We start from the raw sequence: 18,296 nt of genomic DNA on the forward strand, positions 1-18,296 counted from the left end.
GGACGCCGTGAACGACGGCACGCCCGCCTGTCCGGCAATCGCAGCCGGGTTCGGGAAGTTCTCGTTGTCGGTGCCGTCGAGGGCGCCGTCCATCGTGTCCTTCCAGATGTCCGAGGGGAGCGCGGAGCCGTAGATGGGGCTGCCGTACGAGTTGCGCAGCGGCAGGCCCTGCTCCGTTCCGACCCACACGGCGGTGGACAGCGACGGCGTGTAGCCGACCATCCAGGCGTCCTTGTTCTCGCCGGTGTCACCGAGCTGCGCGGTACCGGTCTTCGACGCGGAGGCCCGGCCCCCGGCCAGGTTGTGGCCGCGCGAGTAGCCGGCGATGGGGCGCATTGCGGCGGTCACGTTGTCGGCGACCGCCTTGTCAATGGTCTGCTCGCCCGGGCTCGCGCCGTTGTCGAGCAGCACGCGACCATCGCCGGTCACGACCTTCTGCACGAAGTGCGGCGAGTGGTACATGCCCGACGCGGCGAGCGTCGCGTAGGCCGAGGCCATGTCCAGCGGGCGCGACTGGTACTGGCCCAGCACGATGCCGTTGTTCGGCCCCGAGCCGTCCGGCTCGGTCAGCGAAGGCCCGACACCCGGGATGTCCTTGGGGATGCCAGCCTTGTGGGCGATATCGGCGATGTCCCGCGCGCCGTTGTCGAGTTCCATCTCCATGCGGTAGAAGCTCGTGTTGAGCGAACGCTTCAGCGCCTCGGCGATGGTGCACACTCCGCACGACTCGCCCTCGACATTGCCAATCGTGATTCCGTGCACGTTCAGTGGCGAGCTGTCGTACATCTTCGACAGCGGCTTGCCCTGGTCGAGGTTGGCGGCGAGACCGAACACCTTGAACGACGAGCCGGTCTGCAGGCCCGCGTTGGCGAAGTCGTAGCCGTTGCCATTGGGGCCGCCATAGTAGGCACGCACGGCGCCGGTGCGGGGGTCGACCGAGACGACTGCGGTGCGCAGCTCATCCGGCTCGCCCTGCATGTTGCTGTTCACCGCGTCGACCGCAGACTTCTGCGCCTGGGAATCGATCGTGGTGGTGATCTGCAGGCCCTCGGTATTGAGCTGCTGCTCGCTGATCCCGGCTTCGCTGAGCTCGCGCAGCACCTGGTTCTTGATCAGGCCCTCGGGGCCGCTGCCGTTCTCACCTGCGCCGACCTGGGCGAGCGGAATGACCGGCGGGTACTGCGTCGTGGCGCGCTCGGCGGCGGGCAGGTTGCCGCCGCCGACCATGCCGTCGAGCACGTAGTTCCAGCGGAACTGCGCGCCTTCCGGGTTCGTCTCCGGATCGAGCAGCGACGGCTGCTGGATCGAGGCCGCGAGCACCGCGCCCTCGGCAACGGTCATCTGATCGACCGGCTTGTTGAAGTAGGCCTTCGACGCCGCAGCGATGCCGTACGCGCCGCGACCGAAGTAGATGGTGTTCAGGTAGGCGGCGAGGATGTCGTCCTTGCTCCACTGGCGCGCCATTTTGGACGAGATCACCAGCTCGTGCATCTTGCGCTGGATCGAGTGCTCGTCACCGACGAGTGCGTTCTTCACATACTGCTGGGTGATCGTCGAGCCACCACCCGCGGTGTCCTTGCCCATGATGTTGTCGCGCGCGGCACGGGCGAAACCGGAGACGGAGAAGCCCGGGTTCGAGTAGAAGTCACGATCCTCTGCGGAGAGCACGGCATTGCGTACGTGCACCGGAATCTCGTCGATCGTGACGTCGGTCCGGTTGCCCTCGGGCGGCACGACCGTGCTCAGCACCGACGTTCCATCGGCGGCGAAGATCGTCGCGACCTGATTGGTCTTGATCTCGCCCGGGTCGGGCACGTGCACCGTCGAGTAGGCGACGAGGAACGTCAAGATCGGGATGATCAGCGCCAGCGCGACGCCCACGTACGCCACACGGCGAACCGTCTTCCACGGCGAGCGTTTCTTGGGGCGCCGTGAACCGCCGCCACCGGAGCCACCGGAACGGCCTCCGCCGCCACCACCGGGCGGCGGGCCCGCGGGCGGGCGGTTGCCGGACTGGGTGCGGGGAGCATTCGCGCCCGTACGGGTCGCGGAGTAGGCCCGGGTCTGCGCGCCTGCGTTGGCGGCGCGACCCTGTGCGGTCCGGGCACCCGAGCGTTCCTGGGGTGCTGAGTGCCGCGTGGTGGGCGCGTCGATGGTCCGCGCACGATCGGACGCGCTCGGGCGTCGGACATGGACGGTCGGGTCATCGAAGCGGCGATCGGCGCTCCGCGGCGCCTGCCCGCCTTGAGGCGCCCGTGCCTGCGACCCCTGCGGAGCCGACGGCCCGCCCTGGCGCCACGGTGCCGACTGTGCACCCGGGCGCTCGCTGTGGCGCGCCCGGGCCGAGTGGGCACCTTGCTGGTCGTCGTAGGGATAGGTCACTGCGTGTACTCCGTACGTCCGGTTACCCCGCGCTCGATTGTGAGCACAGGCATGCGATCCGGCTGTGAGGCCGGATCGCCGGGTCTATGTCTATTCGGTTGCGATTCGACGGCTCGGCTCCGCGCGACGACGGGAACGCCTCTGCTTCGGAGCCGGTGCAAGTCCCAGCACGTAGGACTGGACCAGGTGGTTCCAGCTGCACGTCCGGCATACCTCGACGACATGCACGGAGAATTCCTCCTGCGCCGCCGCTAGCCGCACGAGCTCCTCGGCAGTCCGCGCCGAACCGGAGGCCGGTCCGAGCGAATCACCGAAGACCCACGAAACGAGCGTCAACTGCTCCTTTCGACAGATCGGGCAGATCTGATCGCTGTTGCGACCGTGGAACTTCGCCGCACGCAACAGGTAGGGATTCGCGTCACAAACCTCCGTAACGCCTACCCGTCCCGCGTATACCTCGGACAGCAGAGACCGGCGCTGAAGCGCGTAGTCGACCACCTGCCGCTGTATTCGCACGCGTTCCAGAGTACGTGCGGCGGTCGAAGAAAGAAGGGTGCGCACCCAACTGACGGCGTGTGGCCGGTCACGACGCGCCGTCGATGTGCGATACACCAAGCACTTCGGCGGTGCGGCGTCTTTAATGCTTGTGCGGCGCGCCACCTGCGCCGTCCGAAGGCAGCAAAGGCACAGGAGGACGCCGCGAGTGGCCACCCGACTTCCCGCCGGCACCAGGGCTCGCGACGAGGACCGCGCACATACGTGCAGCACCCTCGACGAGGCGCTCGCCAACGGGCAACTGGACGCGACCGAGCACGACCAGCGGGTGCGCGGTGCGATGTCCGCGCGCACGCTCGGTGACCTGCATGAACTCATCGACGACCTGCAGGCGGACTCGGAGCTCGCGCCCGTCCGGCCCGGGATGCCCGCGCTGCCGGGCAGCCGACGTTCACCCTGGTTGTCGATCGTCGTGCTGCTGCTGGTCATCGGCGGCGTGCTCGCGCTACTCGTCCGGTCGTGTGGTGGAGACAGCGGCGGCGGCGTGCTGGGATCCGCGGACGAGCAACAGTTCGGTCCGGCAGGTTATCTGTCCCCGGCCGGATTGACCGACATCGTCACCTCCATCCGCGGAGAGTTCGGCGATGCGCTGGTGGACGACCTCACGGTGTATCCCGAGTACGCGGTCATCTTCCGCGCCGACCCACGCGCGCCGCGCAAGCAGGAGGTCTACCGCTACGACGAGAAGGGCTTCGGGCCGCCGTCGAGCGGTGGCACCCGTGATCCGAAGCTGCCGCCGGTCGACCTCGCCGCGGTGGATATGGCCAAGGTGGCCGGCCTGGTCGCGGGCGCGGCCACGAGCCTGGGACTGTCCGAGATCGACACGATCTACGCGATCATCCGCTCGACCGAGACCGGCCCGGAGGTCTCCGTGCATGCGAATAACGAACTCGGCGAGTCGGGCCATCTGTCGGCCAATCCGGACGGCACCTTCCGCTCCGTGTATCCCTTCGACCCGGACAGGTAGGACGTCGTGGCAGGCAATTCACGCGCAACGAACTCGCGGATGCGGGCGCGCGACGTCGACCGCACCACGGCGATCGACGCGCTCGACCGCGCCTACACCGATGGGCAGCTCAGCTACGAGGAACACAGGTCGCGCGTGGAGAACGCCAGGGCGGCCAAGACGCTGGGTGAACTGCATTCGCTGGTTTCCGATCTGCAGCTGAGTACGGACCTGCCCGAGCCGCCGCCCGTACCGCGGCGGCGTGGATTCCGCCCGGCCTGGTTGTTGATCGTCGCGGCGCTCGTCGTGGTCGCCGGGGCGGCCGGCCTGATCGTGTTCGCGAGTGTCGACGGCGACGAGTCATCCACCGCGACCGACACCTCGGAGCAGCCTGCTGCGCCACCTGCTCCCGTTCCGACGGATGTCACGCCGATCATCGCCCCACCTGCGGTGTTCGACACCCCGGACGGGCTGCGCAGGTTCATCGCGGAGTACTCCAAGAAGTTCGGCGACACGATCGTCATCGGCGCGACCGTGTACCCGGAGGGCGGGTACGCGAACGTCACCCGCGCTGTCGCCTCGGACCGCAAGCAGGCCTACAACTACCGCGGCGGGTTCGAGCCGACTGGCCCGCCGACGCGCCTGAACAACGAGCCGCCCATCGATCTTGCGGCGTTGAACGTCGACGCGCTGGCCGCGGTGATGGCCCAGATGCCGCAACTGATCGGCGTCCCGGACGCGACGCTGGGCCATGCGTCGATCGATATCGCCGCCGATGGTCCGCGGATCTCGATCTATGCCAACAACGAGGCCGGCGAATCCGGATACGTGATCGTCGGCCCCGGTGGCGAGATCCGCCAGGTGCGGCCGTTCACCAACTGATCGACCGGCACCAGGCCGCACAGTCCTCGACGGGCCACCCCTCGCCGCACACTTCCTGACACGCCGCACACGCTTCCGCATGCAAGAACGTTTGCGGCGCGACGGAAAGCGTGCGGCAATCCGCGGTGATGTGGTCGTCTGACCAGGAGAGATTCTCGTCGCTATATCGCGCGAAACTGTTCTGAACTATATCGGTGCGATATAGTTTGCAATAGCATCGGCGGACACGTTGACGATTCCAGGAGGTGAAGCCCGTGCTCGAACTAGCGATTCTCGGGCTGCTGCTGGAATCGCCGATGCACGGCTACGAGCTGCGCAAGCGGCTCACCGGCTTGCTCGGGGCTTTCCGGGCCTTCTCCTACGGTTCGCTCTACCCGACGCTGCGCCGTATGCAGGCAGACGGGCTGATCGCCGAGGATGCGGGCCCCACCGGCACCGTCAAGCGCCGGGCCCGTCGGGTCTACCAGCTCACTCCGGAAGGCGAGAAGCGCTTCTCCGAGCTGGTAGCGGACACCGGTCCGCAGAACTACACCGACGACGGCTTCGGCGTACACCTGGCCTTCTTCAGCCGCACCCCCGCGGAAGCGCGGATGCGGATCTTGGAGGGCAGGCGCCGACAGGTCGAGGAGCGCAGAGAAGGGCTCCGCGAGGCGATCGGCCGCGCAAGTGGGTCGCTCGACCGCTACTCCCGGCAGCTTCACCAGCTCGGGCTCGAGTCCAGTGAGCGTGAGGTGCGCTGGCTCAACGAACTGATCGACGCCGAACAGGCACGTAAGGCAGTACCACCGATTGAAGGAGAACCCGACCATGGGTGAGACAAACAACGCCGTGCGCGTGGCCATTGTGGGCGTGGGTAACTGCGCGTCCTCCCTGGTCCAGGGCGTTCACTACTACCAGGATGCCGACGAGACCGGCACGGTCCCCGGCCTCATGCACGTGAAGTTCGGCCGCTACCACGTGCGCGACGTCAAGTTCGTCGCTGCGTTCGATGTGGATGCTAAGAAGGTCGGCTTCGATCTCTCCGACGCGATCCTCGCCAGCGAGAACAACACCATCAAGCTCACGGACGTGCCGCCGACCGGCATCACCGTGCAGCGTGGCCCGACCCTCGACGGCATCGGTAAGTACTACGCCGAGACCATCGAGCTCTCCGAGGCCGAGCCGGTTGACGTGGTGCAGGTGCTGAAGGACAACGAGGTCGACGTTCTCGTCTCCTACCTTCCGGTGGGCTCGGAAGAGGCCGACAAGTTCTACGCGCAGTGCGCGATCGACGCGGACGTTGCCTTCGTCAACGCCCTCCCGGTGTTCATCGCCTCCGACCCCGAGTGGGCCGAGAAGTTCCGCGCAGCGGGCGTGCCGATCGTCGGCGACGACATCAAGTCGCAGGTCGGCGCCACCATCACCCACCGCGTGATGGCGAAGCTGTTCGAGGACCGCGGCGTCGTGCTCGACCGCACGTACCAGCTCAATGTCGGCGGCAACATGGACTTCAAGAACATGCTCGAGCGTGAGCGTCTCGAGTCCAAGAAGGTCTCCAAGACCCAGGCCGTCACCTCGAACCTCAACGGCCCGCTGGCGGGCAAGGTGCACGACCGCAACGTGCACATCGGCCCGTCGGACTACGTCGAGTGGCTCGACGACCGCAAGTGGGCGTACGTCCGCCTCGAGGGTCGCGCCTTCGGTGATGCCCCGCTGAACCTGGAGTACAAGCTCGAGGTGTGGGACTCGCCGAACTCGGCCGGCATCATCATCGACGCCATCCGCGCGGCGAAGATCGCCAAGGACCGCGGCCTCGGTGGTCCGATCCTCCCGGCCTCGGCGTACCTGATGAAGTCCCCGCCGGTCCAGATGGCCGACGACAAGGCTCGTACTGAGCTCGAGGCCTTCATCATCGGGGCCGAGTAAATCTCGAAGTTGATCGAACGCCCGGAGTGCTTGGCACTCCGGGCGTTCGGCGTTTCCGGGGTCGAAACTGCCCTGTGGATTGACCCGAGGTTGTGGATGGCCACACGCACCCACGGATCGCGAACGGAAGATTTGTTGCGTTAGACGGAGTGAACGCTTCCGTTCACTCCGCACCAACGAATTCGCGAAACCACTCCGAAGGGCTAGGCGATCGAGACGTATACCTCGACGGTGCCGGGCTGGTCGTAACGCTCGAAGTCCGCGGCGTAGGTGCGCTCGAACTCGCCGGCTCGCTCCGACTGCAGGATGTCGGTCCATGCGGCGCGCGTCGCGTGGAGTGGCTCGCCGACGACGCGGAACTTGGCGTACTTCCCGGCTGGGATGCGGGCAACTACATCACCGGGCGCGACATCGTCGAGCGAGCCGGGTACATACCCGACCACCGCAATGCTGTTGTCCGCCTGCGCGATGTAGGCCGCCACCCGCGAGCGCTCATCACCGCGTGCGCGGTAACGATCCCAGGTGTACTTCACGATCTCGAGATCGCGCCGCGTCACGCCCACGCCGGCTAGCGGGACGGTGAGCCCCGCAACGAAAGACTCGTCCAGCTCGACGACTTCGAAGCTCATGCCACCGGCCTCCGTCCATCATCGACGATCGCCGTGAATCCGACAGCGGTGGTTGCGTCCGGGTAGCGCTCGAAATCACCGGTGTAGGAGCGGGTTATCACGCCGGACGCCTCCGCGTCCCAGACCGCCTGCCAGACCATCCCGACCGCCACCGCGATATCGGAATGGTGTGCGGTGAAACATGCGAAGAGTCCACCGGGCACTCGCGCGAGTACATCGCCGGCACGCAGATCGGTGAGATCGCGGCAGCGATAACCGGCGACGTGCGTTACGTAGGAGTCGAGATCGGAGTCGTAGTCGACATACGCGGCGCCGGGTGGACCAGGAAGATCATCGGAACCGAGCGTGCGCTCCCACATCGACTGCAGCCGATCCCGACGCGAGGTGTCCGTCGCCAGCAGGGCCGGCGCGCGCAGCACGGTGCCGGCGATCAATATCTCCGGGCGTTCGACAATCGCGAACTCCATAGCGTCACCACCCCAATCCCATTCCCCGACACGCCATGCACTCGCCGATTCGACTATGCCCGCAGCCGGGCTCGAATTGCGAGACCCAGCCCTGCCGCCACGCCGAACAGAAGAAGCGACGCCAGCGGGCTCGGCTCCCCGCGAATGATGCCGAAGACCGCAGCTACGAAAACGAGGAGGGTCAACATCCCAAGGAAGCCGATCAGCACCTCGAGCTTCTGTCGCCGCGCGGGGTTGACGGCCCCTCGGCCGGCGGTCGGCCCGGTCAACTCTTCACTCCGCCCGCGGTGAGGCCGGAAATGATCCGGCGCTGGAAGATCAGCACCATCACGACAAGTGGGATCGCCACGATCGTGCCTGCCGCCATGATCGCCGCATATGGAATGACGTGCGGGTCGTTTCCGGAGAATCGCGCGATCGCGACCGTCACCGGTTCGGTCCGGTCTGTCGAGAGCAGGCTCGCGAGCAAGTACTCGTTGACCGCCGCGATGAATCCGAGGATCGCAGTGGTGAAGAGTGCGGGCGCGGCCAGCGGCAGCATCACCATGCGGAACGCCTGCGCCCGGCTCGCGCCGTCGATGCGCGCCGCTTCCTCCAGCTCCCACGGCAACTCACCGAAGAACGACGTGAGTGTGTACACCGTGAGCGGAAGCACGAACGAGATGTTCGGCACGATCAGTGCCTGGTACTGGCCGATCCAGCCGATGTCGGTGAAGAGCTGGAACAGCGGTGTCACGAGCGCGACGACCGGGAACATCGAGGCGCCGAGGATCAACCCGACGACGAGGTACTTGCCCCGAAAATCCATGCGCGCCAATGCGTATGCCGCGAAGATACCGAGCACCACGCCGATGAACGTGGAAAGCCCACCGATGATGAGGCTGTTGATCAACGCGCGGACAAAGTTGTTGCCGCTTTCCGTCGACAGCGCGTTCTCGAAGTTCTCCAGCGTGACGTGGGTCGGCCACGGGGTGGTGTCGAACGTGTACGCCGGATCGCGCAGGGCGGTGACGACCATCCAGTAGAACGGGGCGAGGCCCCAGATCAGGATTGCCACCACGCCGAGGTAGATCCGCTTGGCTCGCAACCGCTCCATCATCGTCGGGCGGTGCATGATCGGCGGCTCGAGCACATCGGGGCCATGGTGCGACATCAGCCGGCCACCTTTCCGGCGCGCTGGTCCTCCTGGGTGCGTACGGCATTCGCGCCCAGGAACCGCACCATGATGAACGCGACGAAGAAGATCAGCAGGAAGGTGAGTGTGGACAACGCTGACGCACTGTTGAAGCCGATTCGCGTCTGATCGACCACGAGCATCGAGATGGTGCGGGTGGCCTCGTTGTTGCCGATCAGGATGGCCGGCAGGTCGTACATCCGGAGCGCATCCATGGTGCGGAACAGGATCGCCACCATGAGCGCGGGCTTCACCAGCGGCAGCGTGATGTGCATGAGCCGCTGCCACGCCGAGGCGCCGTCCATCCGGGCCGCCTCGTAGACGTCCTCCGGGATCACCTGGAGCCCGGCGAGAATGAGCAGCGCGACGAACGGCGTCGTCTTCCAGACATCGGCGATGACCACCGCGAACCGTGCGGGCCACGTGTCCGCCGTCCAGAGGATCTCGGTGCCGAGCAACGAGTTCGCGATGCCGTCCGTGGCGAAGATGAACGCCCACAACTTCGCGGTGACGGCGGTGGGGATCGCCCACGGAATCAGGATGGCCGCACGTAGCAGGCCACGCCCGCGGATCGCCTTCGTCATGATCAGCGCCATGCCGAACCCGATGACCACCTCGAGGGTCACGGTGACGGCCGCAAGCCCGAGCGTGGTCCACACCGAGGTCCAGAACTGCGAGCCGAGCGTGCCGGGCGGGCAGGGGATCATCTCGCCGGTGATCGACGGACACTGCTGAAACAGCCAATGCGTGTAGTTCGAGAAGCCGGCGCTGCCGCCCTCGACGAACATCCCGGTGGCCTGGTCGAGGCCCGGGTCCTTCTGGAAGGACATGTACACCGCCCGGAAAACCGGGTAGCCGATCACGACGGCCAACGCGACGAGCACCGGTGTCAGCAGCGCCCAAGCCGGCCAATTCGCGAACGGCCCGCGGCGGCCGCCGACGCCACCGCGGCCGGAGGGTTCACCTCCGGCCGCGGCGTTTGGCTCGACCCCGCTGGCGTGGCCAGTCGGAACAGCCATGCACACTCCCTCGATTTGCTGCGGCGCCGACCATCCGGCGCCGCCGTTAAGACAGCCGGGCTACGAGCCGGCCGACGCGATGCCCGCCTGCATATCGGTGATCGCCTGATCGACCGACTTCTCACCCTTCAGGGCAGCATAGGCATTGTCCTGCACGGCCTTCGTGACGGCCGGATAGAACGGGGTGACCGGCCGCGGAACGGCGTTGGCGATGGATTCCTTCAGCGCCGGGAGGTACGGCAGCTCGGCGATCAGGGCCGGGTCGTCGTACAGCGAGGCGAGCGTCGGGGGCAGAGCGCCATCGGCGATGATCCGCTGGGCCTGCTCACTGGTCAGGAACTTCACGAAGTCCAGCGCAGTCGCCTTGTGCTTGGAGAACTGGCTGATCGCCGCGTTGTAACCGCCGAGCGTGGAGGTGCCGACCCCGGCGACGCCGGGCAGCGGCGCAACGTCGTACTTGCCCTTAACCTGCGAGTCACCCTCCGCGGCAGTGCCATACACGTACGGCCAGTTGCGCAGGAAGAGGAGCTTGCCGTCCTCGAACGCACGCTGGCTTTCCTGCTCCTTGAACGTGATCGCGTCGGCGGGGATGTCACCGCTCTTGAAGCCGTCGACCAGCTGCTGCAGACCGGCGCGGGCCTGCGGGCTGTCCACGGTCGGGGTCTTGCCGTCGGGTCCGACGAACGATCCGCCATGCGAGTTGATCGCCTCGGAGGTGTTCACCGTCAGTCCCTCGTACGGCGCGAACTGACCTGCGTAGCAACCGATGTTGTTCTGCTTGGCGATCGGGCACGCCGCGATCATCTCGCCCCACGTCTTCGGCGGCACCGGGACGAGGTCCTTGCGGTAGAACAGCAGCCCACCGTTGGTGTTCTTCGGTGCTGCGTACAGCGTGCCGTTGTAGGTGGCGCTGGCCACGGTCGGCGCGAGCAGCCCGCTGGTGTCGATCGCGAAGTCGTCCTTCAGCGGCTGCAGCCAACCGTTGGCGGCGAACTGCGCGGTCCAGATGACGTCGAGGCCGAGCACGTCGTAGTCCGACTGCTTTGCCTGCAGGTGCTGCACCATGTCGCTGCGCGCCTGGTCGGCGTCGCTGGGCTCTTCCTTGAAGCTCACCTGCTCATCGGGGTGGCTCGAGTTCCACAGGTCGATGATCTGCTTGATCACGCCGGTCTCGGTGGTGTCCTTGCCCTCGACATACGTGATCGGGCCGCGAGCGGTGGCGCTCGCCGAAGAATCGGCCGAGTCGTCGTCGCTCGAGCAGCCTGACGTGACAGTGAGCAGCGCGACGGACGCCGCCGCCAGCACCACCTTCGGAATGACGGACGTTCTGAGAGCCATATGCATTTCTCCGGGTCGGTCGATCGGGCATGGTCGCCACGGGGAAAGCGCGCTCCCGCCGCACGCGGGGGATCTGCGCGTCCCGCCGCAACTCGCAAGATACTGTGACGCGCTTTCTCGACCAAGCGGTAGAACCAGAAATCCACAGGTATCGGCCGCTTCGCGCCGACACCTGTGGATAACTGCACGGCGGATGTCGGGCGAGGTCCGTAACCTGACGCCGTGAGCTCCGAGAAAACCCTCACCCGCATCGGTGGGCTGCTGCGCCAGGCCGAGTCCACCGACAACGAACACGAGGCCGCGGCGTTTCTTGCCGCTGCGCAACGGCTCGCGACGCAGTCCTCGATCGACCTCGCAGTGGCTCGCTCCCATATCGCGAACCGGGAACGCCGCCCGGTCCCGGTGCAGCGAATGGTGACCATCGGCGAGGCCGGAAAGAAGGGTCTGCGCACCTACGCACACCTGTTCCTGGTCATCGCCGCCGCGAACGACGTTCAGTGCGACATCACGCAGTCCTCGGCGCTGGTCTATGCGCACGGATTCGATACCGATATCGACACCTGCGAGGCGCTGTATTCGAGCCTGTTGGTGCAGATGGTGCGGGCGAGCGACAGTTACATCAAATCGGGCGCGTATCGCACAGAGATGACCGACCGGTTGGTAACCGAGCAGCGCGGGCGCCGGCGCCGCCAGTACTGGACCACGGCGCCGGTCGCCGGAGTGACCGCACGGCTGAACTTCCAAACCGCGTTCGCCAACCGGATCGGCAAGCGACTCGGCGAGGCGAAGCAGGAAATCGAGCGGGCCGCGCTGGAGCACGACACGCCCGCCGCCGGTACAGCGATCGCACTGCGCGACAAAGAGATCGAGTTACGCGAATTCTATCGCGAGGCATCACAGGCACGCGGTACCTGGCGGGGCACCCGTGCCACCGCGGGATATTCGTCTCATGCGCGGCGCGCCGGCGACCGCGCCGGGCAGGCGGCTCGACTCGGGACCGCTCCCGAGATCGGCGGGCCGCGTGGGCAGCTCACGTCGTGAGCTCGGCCCGCGACACCCAGCGCACCAAGGTGTACGACGCCGATCAGTTCGTCCGGACGATCTTCGATCGTACCGAGCAGAACCGGCTCCGCACTGTCGAGGTGCACGGCTCGCAGGTGACCCTGCCGGTCGAGCGCAAGTTCGCCTCGATCGAATCTGTGCAGGCGTACGTCGAGAAAGTGTTGGCACTCAATTGGGTTCGCGCACGCTGGCCCCGTGCCACGACTCCGGTCCGGGTGCGATCCCGCGCCGGTGCCGGGGCGGCGCACTACGAGGCCGATACCGCAACCCTTGCCGTGCCGCTGCACACCGGCAATACGGCCTGGGCGCTGCGTGAGTTCGTGGTGCTGCACGAGCTCGCCCACCACCTCGACGCCGATCCTGCCGTGGCCGCACACGGACCCGAGTTCTGTTCGCGCTACGTCGAACTCGTTGACGGTGTCATCGGTCCAGAGGCCGCGTTTCTCCTGCGCACCACGCTGATCGACTGTGGTGCGCGCGTCGGGTGACGCGCGCAGGTTGTGGATAACTCGGCGCTGCCGAAGGCGTGAACGGAAGATCCGTTGCGTTAGACGGAGTGAACGCTTCCGTTCACTCCGCTAAGAGCGGGCCGAGTTATCCACAGCGACGACGGGTTTACAGCGCCTCGTAAATCGTGGCGTTCGCCAAACCACCTGCCTCACACATCGTCTGCAGGCCGTAGCGTGCGCCGCGCTCCCGCATCGCGTGCACGAGGGTGGTCGCCAAACGTGCGCCGCTGGCGCCGAGCGGGTGCCCGATCGCGAGCGCGCCGCCGTGCACATTCACCCGGTCGAGGTCGGCGCCCAGTTCGTCCGCCCAGGAGAGCACGACCGGAGAGAACGCCTCGTTGATTTCCACCAGGTCGATCTCATCGATACGAAGTCCGGCACGCTGCAGCACTTTTCGCGTCGCCGGGATTACTCCGGTCAGCATGAGCAGCGGGTCATCGCCGACCACGGCGAAACTGTGCAGCCGGGCAATCGGCTGCAGACCGAGTTCACGGGCACGCTCGCTGGTCATGATCAGCACCGCCGCACTGCCGTCGCTGATCTGGCTGGCGTTCGCGGCAGTAATCCGCCACTGAATCTCGGGGAAGCGCTCGGCCATCGCCGGGTCGTAATAGGCCGGCCGCAGCTTGGCGAGCGTCTCGAGGTCACTGCCGGTCCGAATGCCCTCGTCCGAGGCGAGCCCGGCGATCGGCGCGAGTTCCGCGTCGAACAGGCCGTTCTTGGTCGCCTCGGCGGCCAGGGCGTGGCTGCGCAGCGCGAACTCGTCGAGCCGAGTGCGAGACAGGTCCCAGCGCACCGCAATCAGTTCGGCGCTGATGCCCTGCCCGACCAGTCCTCTGGGTAGCGCTCGACGAAGGCCCTGCCGCTGATGTCCGTCGCACCGGCCACGCTCGCGCCCATCGGCACCCGGCTCATCGACTCGAGGCCAGCGGCGATTGCGATGTCGTAAGCACCAGCGATCACGCCCTGAGCCGCGAAGTGGATGGCCTGTTGACTGCTGCCGCACTGGCGGTCGACGGTAGTCGCGGGCACCGATTCGGGCAGCCCTGCGGCCAGCGCTGCCCGGCGGGTGATGTTCACGCTCTGCTCGCCCGATTGCGTCACGACACCGCCGATGACGTCGTCGATCAGCGCGGGATCGATGCCGCTTCGCTCGACCACCGCGGCGATGCTGTGTGCGAGGAGATCCACGGGGTGCACGTCGTGCAGTGCCCCGGTTGCCTTTCCCTTGCCGATCGGCGTACGTACCGCCTCGACGATTACTGCGTCTCTCATCTGCGATCCCTTCCCACCTCGGCGCATGGCGCGCACTGACTATGCATTGCCATAGTTAGAACGCTAGGGTCTAGCTATATATTCGTCAAGCCAGAGGTTGGTACGCTGTGACCATGCCCGCAGTGATGGAGGAACCGCTCAACGATCTGTCCAAGTGGAAGGCCGAGGAGTGCTCGGTCGCGAAGGCGATGGACATCGTCGGCACGCGCTCGGCAATCCTCCTCCTGCGCGAGGCGTACTACGGCACGACCCGCTTCGATGGGTTCGCCAGTCGGGTGGGCATCACCGAGGCCGTCGCGGCGAAGCAGCTCAAGCGCCTCACCGAGGCCGGCCTGCTGACCAAGCAGCCCTACCGGGAAGCCGGGCAGCGCACCCGGCACGAGTACGTGCTCACCGATATGGGTCGCGACCTGCTGCCCGCCGTACTCGCGCTGATGCAGTGGGGCGATAAATACCTTCAGGAGGCCGGCTCACCCCTCCTGCTCGTCGAGGATTCGACCGGCTCGCCGGTGCGGGTGGAGGTCCGCAGCGAAGCGGGCAACGAAGTCGAGCTCGAGCAGTTGCGTGTCCGGTTCAACAGGAACTGGCGCCGGCCGAAGCGCCGCGAGTCCGACTGACCGCTTCATACGAGCGAATTGTGTTCGTGGGGCCGAAGTTTCGGCCCTGGGAAGAAGTTTTGCACTCGTCTGGGTGTGCTTCCCGGGTGTAAATCTTCCCTCTGAGGCTCGTCAGCGCGGCTGGCGGCGCCAGACCGGCGGAGGCGGTGTCCGCCAGCCGGTGGCCAGGGCGACGATCCGCGCGGTGAGGACGAACACGAAGGTGGCCGTCGCACTCGCCGGGACCGACACCCCCAGTGCGGTAAGCAGTTCGAACAAGCTGGCACCGGCCAACGCGACCACCGCGTAGGGCGCGGTCCGCTGGACGACCTGAACCGGGCGCGCCGCCAACAGGTCACGCAGCATTCCGCCGCCCACGCCAGTGATCGTGCCGAGCAGGACTGCCGCCGACGAGCCGAGCCCGAAATCGTGCGCCTTCACCACGCCGACCACGACAAAGAGTCCGAGCGCCGCCGCATCGAGCACGTCGACGAACGTCCGAAGCCGGTGCACCACATACCCCAGCAGCATGCCGACCGCGCCCGCGGCAACGGCCGTGATCAGGTACCAGCCGTTCTGCAGGGCCGCCGGGACGATATTGAGCAACACATCGCGCAGGATTCCGCCGCCGAGGCCGACCACCACCGCGAAGACGAAGCCGGCTAGAACGTCGTACTCGACGCGCTCATCTTCGGCGGCCGCGAAACTCGCGCCCTGAATGGCACCTACCGCAACGGCGGCGAGGTCGATCCACAGTGGGATCTGCACTGACGCGTTCTCGATCGTCATCGGACCCCCTGTGGTTGCGGCTCAGGCGATGCGGCGGCCGTCCATCGCGAAGAAGTGGACGTGTTCGGGATCCGCGGTGAGCTGCACGCGAGCGCCCTTCGGCGGCGGGTTACGCCAGTCGGCCCGCGCCACGATCGGCGAGGTCCCTTGGCCGGTCGTGCGCCCGTACACGTACGCGTCGGACCCCAGTTCCTCGACTACCGCCACCTCCATCTCGAGGCCACGTCCGCCGATCTGCAGATGCTCCGGTCGAATGCCGAGGGTCAGCTCGGGGCCACCAGCAGCGTGGGCGATGCTGCGCGGCACAGGTACGCGCCATCCGCCGACGGTGACGGTGTTGTCGTAGATCGGCAGGGTGAACACGTTCATCGCGGGGGAGCCCATGAACCCGGCGACGAAGACATTCGCCGGCCGCCGGTAGAGCTCCTGCGGGGTGGCGCACTGCTGCAGGATGCCGTCCTTCAGCACGGCCACCCGGTCGCCCATGGTCATCGCCTCGACCTGATCGTGCGTGACGTAGACCGTGGTGACGCCGAGGCGCCGCTGCAGCTGCGCGATCTGGGTGCGGGTCTGCACCCGCAGCTTCGCGTCGAGGTTGGACAACGGCTCGTCCATGAGGAAGACCTGCGGCTGACGCACGATCGCGCGACCCATCGCGACGCGCTGCCGCTGACCGCCGGACAGCGCCTTCGGCTTGCGGTCCAGGTACGGCTCGAGATCGAGCAGCTTGGCGGCCTCGAGCACGCGGCGCTGCTTCTCTTCCTTGTCGGTGCCGGCGAGCTTGAGCGCGAAGCCCATGTTCTCGGCGACCGTCATGTGTGGGTAGAGCGCGTAGTTCTGGAAAACCATCGCGATATCGCGATCCTTGGGCTCCGCACCGGTGACGTCGTTATCGCCGATGAAGATTCGCCCTCCATCGACCGAATCGAGGCCGGCGAGCATGCGCAGGGACGTCGACTTGCCACAACCTGACGGCCCGACCAGGACGAGGAACTCGCCGTCCTCGATCTTCAGGTCGAGTTGGTCGACCGCGGGCTCGGTGGAGCCGGGGAACAGCTTGGTCGCGCGGTCGTAGGTCACAGATGCCACAACGAACGGTCCCTTCACCGCCACGAAAGTGCCGGACGATCGAGTAGTCACTTGAGCGCGGGCAACGCGCCAGCCCAAGCAGTATGGCCGACACCACGCTCGCTAAGTAGCCTCGGATCTGGAATCGGTCATCGAGGAGACGCCATGACGCATCAGGTCCGGATCGGTGTACAGCTCCAGCCGCAGCAGGCTCCGCAATATCAGCAGATCCGCGATGCGGTGCTGCGCGCGGAGGACGCCGGCGTCGACGTTGTTTTCAACTGGGACCACTTCTATCCGCTCTACGGCGACCCGGACGGCGCACACTTCGAGTGTTGGACGATGCTCGGCGCGTTTGCCGAACAGACCGAGCGCGTTGAGATTGGCGCTCTCGTGACCGGCGGCGGCTACCGCAATCCCGACCTTCTTGCCGACATGGCGCGCACCGTGGACCACATCAGCGGCGGGCGACTCATCCTCGGCATCGGCGCCGGGTGGTTCGAAAAGGACTACGACCAATACGGTTACGACTTCGGGACCGCGGGGTCCCGGCTGAAACTGCTGAGCGACAGCCTCGCTCGGATCAGCAATAGGCTTGACAAACTCAATCCGGCTCCGACGCGGCAGATTCCGATCTTGATTGGTGGCGGCGGCGAGAAGAAGACGCTGCGGATGGTCGCCGAGTACGCCCAGATCTGGCACAGCTTCGCGGATCTCGATGCGCTGAAGCACAAGTCGCGGGTGCTCGCGGATCACTGCACGGCGGTGGGCCGCAACCCCTCGCAGATCGAGCGGTCACTGGCCTGGCCCGGTGCCGAAACGGCGCAGGCATTCGTCGACGCGGGCGCAACGTTCTTCACTGTCGGCGTCGGCGGTCCTGAGTACAAGCTGGACAAGCTGATCGAGGCGATCAGGTGGCGCGACGAGCACTACCCGGAGTCGGTGCGCGGGCTGGCTTGATACCCGCTCGGTTCAGTCCCGCGTCGCGGCGTGGGGTGCGTCGACGACGGCACCCGACAGCGACCTGGGCCGAAGCTACCGAGCATTCGAAAAGTTCGCCAGCTACTAGCTGTGCGATCCAAAGCGTCGGAAAGAGCGCCCGAGTGCGCCCCAAGTGCGCTGGAAGTCGGAAAAAGCCGACGTTGAGTACAGCTATGGCCACCAAAGCCGGATGATCGGTCTGATCTTATCCGGGCTGTGATAGTCGGTCGTCCAGTCGCGCCTTGACTGTTACCTGAAGTTTATGAAACCCTTATCCTTCAGTTGCCCAGGTCACAGTGGGAAACGGAGGAACGGGAGGCCTCGTTTCGTCTGAGGCGTGCGCAAGCCCCGCTGCTCCGACCAAACGAAGGCCAATGACTGATTCCTCCTGGGCGCTGGACTCTGTCTACGGAACTCCAGCTCATCCACGGTTTTCGCAACCTTTCCCGCTGACTGCCGCGCAGCGCGGGTTGTGGTTTGCCCAGTATCTGGCGCCACAGTCGCCGATCGTCATCGCGAATTATGTGGAGATCCGCGGTGCGCTCGACATCGACCTGCTCGAGCAGGCGTCCTTAGCGGGAGCACAAGAATTCGGTAGCTCGATGCTGAGGCTGGTCGAGATAGACGACCAACCGCACCAGGTTGTCGACCTGACCCTCGACGTTCCCCTCGCGCGCGTGGATGTGCGCGACGCACCCGACCCGGTCGCAGCGGCACGA

At 66.4% G+C, this 18,296-nt stretch carries 19 protein-coding genes and 1 pseudogene; 9 read left to right on the forward strand and 11 right to left on the reverse strand.

The genetic code is table 11. The features are described 5' to 3' along the window. Both A8G08_RS21980 and A8G08_RS21985 read right to left on the reverse strand, forming a co-directional pair. Positions 1-1,890 (reverse strand): transglycosylase domain-containing protein (locus tag A8G08_RS21980; RefSeq protein ID WP_068278867.1); only part of this gene is annotated, 1,890 nt, incomplete at its 3' end. 582 nt (positions 1,891-2,472) lie between these two features. Further along, positions 2,473-2,898, reverse strand: a complete 426-nt coding sequence (locus A8G08_RS21985; RefSeq protein ID WP_068278853.1) for a DUF5318 domain-containing protein — start codon at positions 2,896-2,898, stop codon at positions 2,473-2,475. Positions 2,899-3,085: 187 nt separating this feature from the next. On the opposite strand from A8G08_RS21985, the gene A8G08_RS21990 reads away from it, so the two are divergent. The 4 genes from A8G08_RS21990 (at position 3,086) to A8G08_RS22005 (ending at position 6,670) form a co-directional block, all read left to right on the forward strand. Then, a complete protein-coding gene (locus A8G08_RS21990; protein ID WP_068278854.1) occupies positions 3,086-3,904 on the forward strand; it encodes a DUF1707 SHOCT-like domain-containing protein in 819 nt (272 codons plus the stop codon). 6 nt (positions 3,905-3,910) lie between these two features. Continuing rightward, a complete protein-coding gene (locus A8G08_RS21995; protein WP_084436717.1) occupies positions 3,911-4,765 on the forward strand; it encodes a DUF1707 SHOCT-like domain-containing protein in 855 nt (284 codons plus the stop codon). A gap of 254 nt (positions 4,766-5,019) precedes the next feature. Continuing rightward, positions 5,020-5,580, forward strand: coding sequence for a PadR family transcriptional regulator (locus A8G08_RS22000; RefSeq protein WP_068278869.1), 561 nt, complete (start codon positions 5,020-5,022; stop codon positions 5,578-5,580). Further along, positions 5,573-6,670 (forward strand): inositol-3-phosphate synthase, encoded by a 1,098-nt coding sequence (locus A8G08_RS22005; RefSeq protein ID WP_068278856.1) that lies wholly within the window; start codon positions 5,573-5,575, stop codon positions 6,668-6,670. Before A8G08_RS22000 ends, A8G08_RS22005 begins: the two co-directional genes overlap by 8 nt. A 203-nt stretch (positions 6,671-6,873) precedes the next feature. On the opposite strand, the gene A8G08_RS22010 is transcribed toward A8G08_RS22005, so the two are convergent. Genes A8G08_RS22010 through A8G08_RS22035 form a run of 6 tightly spaced genes read right to left on the reverse strand, consistent with a single transcriptional unit; the run spans position 6,874 to position 11,297 of the window. After that, entirely contained in the window at positions 6,874-7,299 is a 426-nt protein-coding gene (locus A8G08_RS22010) for a GyrI-like domain-containing protein (RefSeq protein WP_068278857.1), read from the reverse strand. Beyond that, positions 7,296-7,766, reverse strand: a complete 471-nt coding sequence (locus A8G08_RS22015; protein ID WP_068278858.1) for a GyrI-like domain-containing protein — start codon at positions 7,764-7,766, stop codon at positions 7,296-7,298. The genes A8G08_RS22010 and A8G08_RS22015 overlap by 4 nt, the downstream gene beginning before the upstream one ends. Before the next feature lie 53 nt (positions 7,767-7,819). Then, positions 7,820-8,035 (reverse strand): hypothetical protein, encoded by a 216-nt coding sequence (locus tag A8G08_RS22020; protein WP_068278859.1) that lies wholly within the window; start codon positions 8,033-8,035, stop codon positions 7,820-7,822. Then, a complete protein-coding gene (locus A8G08_RS22025; protein ID WP_187344508.1) occupies positions 8,032-8,865 on the reverse strand; it encodes a carbohydrate ABC transporter permease in 834 nt (277 codons plus the stop codon). The genes A8G08_RS22020 and A8G08_RS22025 overlap by 4 nt, the downstream gene beginning before the upstream one ends. A gap of 53 nt (positions 8,866-8,918) precedes the next feature. Further along, positions 8,919-9,959 (reverse strand): carbohydrate ABC transporter permease, encoded by a 1,041-nt coding sequence (locus A8G08_RS22030; RefSeq protein ID WP_084436719.1) that lies wholly within the window; start codon positions 9,957-9,959, stop codon positions 8,919-8,921. Between the two features lie 60 nt (positions 9,960-10,019). Next, positions 10,020-11,297 carry an ABC transporter substrate-binding protein gene (locus tag A8G08_RS22035; RefSeq protein ID WP_068278861.1) on the reverse strand — a complete coding sequence of 426 codons (1,278 nt, stop codon included), beginning with the start codon at positions 11,295-11,297 and terminating at the stop codon, positions 10,020-10,022. Between the two features lie 222 nt (positions 11,298-11,519). Here A8G08_RS22035 and A8G08_RS22040 point away from each other — a divergent pair, with 222 nt between their 5' ends. Together A8G08_RS22040 and A8G08_RS22045 are read left to right on the forward strand one after the other, a co-directional pair. Next, on the forward strand, positions 11,520-12,338 hold the full coding sequence (locus tag A8G08_RS22040; protein WP_068278862.1) for a DUF2786 domain-containing protein: 819 nt from the start codon (positions 11,520-11,522) through the stop codon (positions 12,336-12,338). Next, positions 12,335-12,847, forward strand: a complete 513-nt coding sequence (locus A8G08_RS22045) for a TIGR04338 family metallohydrolase (RefSeq protein WP_068278863.1) — start codon at positions 12,335-12,337, stop codon at positions 12,845-12,847. The genes A8G08_RS22040 and A8G08_RS22045 overlap by 4 nt, the downstream gene beginning before the upstream one ends. Positions 12,848-12,974: 127 nt before the next feature. Here A8G08_RS22045 and A8G08_RS22050 read toward each other — a convergent pair. Beyond that, a pseudogene (locus tag A8G08_RS22050) lies at positions 12,975-14,143 on the reverse strand (thiolase family protein). A gap of 113 nt (positions 14,144-14,256) precedes the next feature. Here A8G08_RS22050 and A8G08_RS22055 point away from each other — a divergent pair. Beyond that, complete coding sequence (locus A8G08_RS22055) at positions 14,257-14,760, forward strand: winged helix-turn-helix transcriptional regulator (protein ID WP_068278872.1); 504 nt, start codon at positions 14,257-14,259, stop codon at positions 14,758-14,760. A gap of 111 nt (positions 14,761-14,871) precedes the next feature. Here the strand turns inward: A8G08_RS22055 and A8G08_RS22060 are convergent, their stop codons facing one another. Continuing rightward, entirely contained in the window at positions 14,872-15,528 is a 657-nt protein-coding gene (locus tag A8G08_RS22060; RefSeq protein ID WP_068278865.1) for a trimeric intracellular cation channel family protein, read from the reverse strand. Between the two features lie 21 nt (positions 15,529-15,549). Continuing rightward, positions 15,550-16,617, reverse strand: coding sequence for an ABC transporter ATP-binding protein (locus tag A8G08_RS22065; protein WP_068278873.1), 1,068 nt, complete (start codon positions 16,615-16,617; stop codon positions 15,550-15,552). Between the two features lie 144 nt (positions 16,618-16,761). Between A8G08_RS22065 and A8G08_RS22070 the strand changes: the two genes are divergently transcribed. Next, positions 16,762-17,556, forward strand: a complete 795-nt coding sequence (locus tag A8G08_RS22070; protein WP_068278866.1) for an LLM class F420-dependent oxidoreductase — start codon at positions 16,762-16,764, stop codon at positions 17,554-17,556. Between the two features lie 395 nt (positions 17,557-17,951). After that, positions 17,952-18,296, forward strand: a 345-nt coding sequence (locus tag A8G08_RS22075) for a hypothetical protein (protein WP_157108732.1), incomplete at its 3' end; no start/stop codon positions are given.

Source organism: Aldersonia kunmingensis, from assembly GCF_001646865.1.
Lineage (GTDB): Bacteria > Actinomycetota > Actinomycetes > Mycobacteriales > Mycobacteriaceae > Aldersonia > Aldersonia kunmingensis.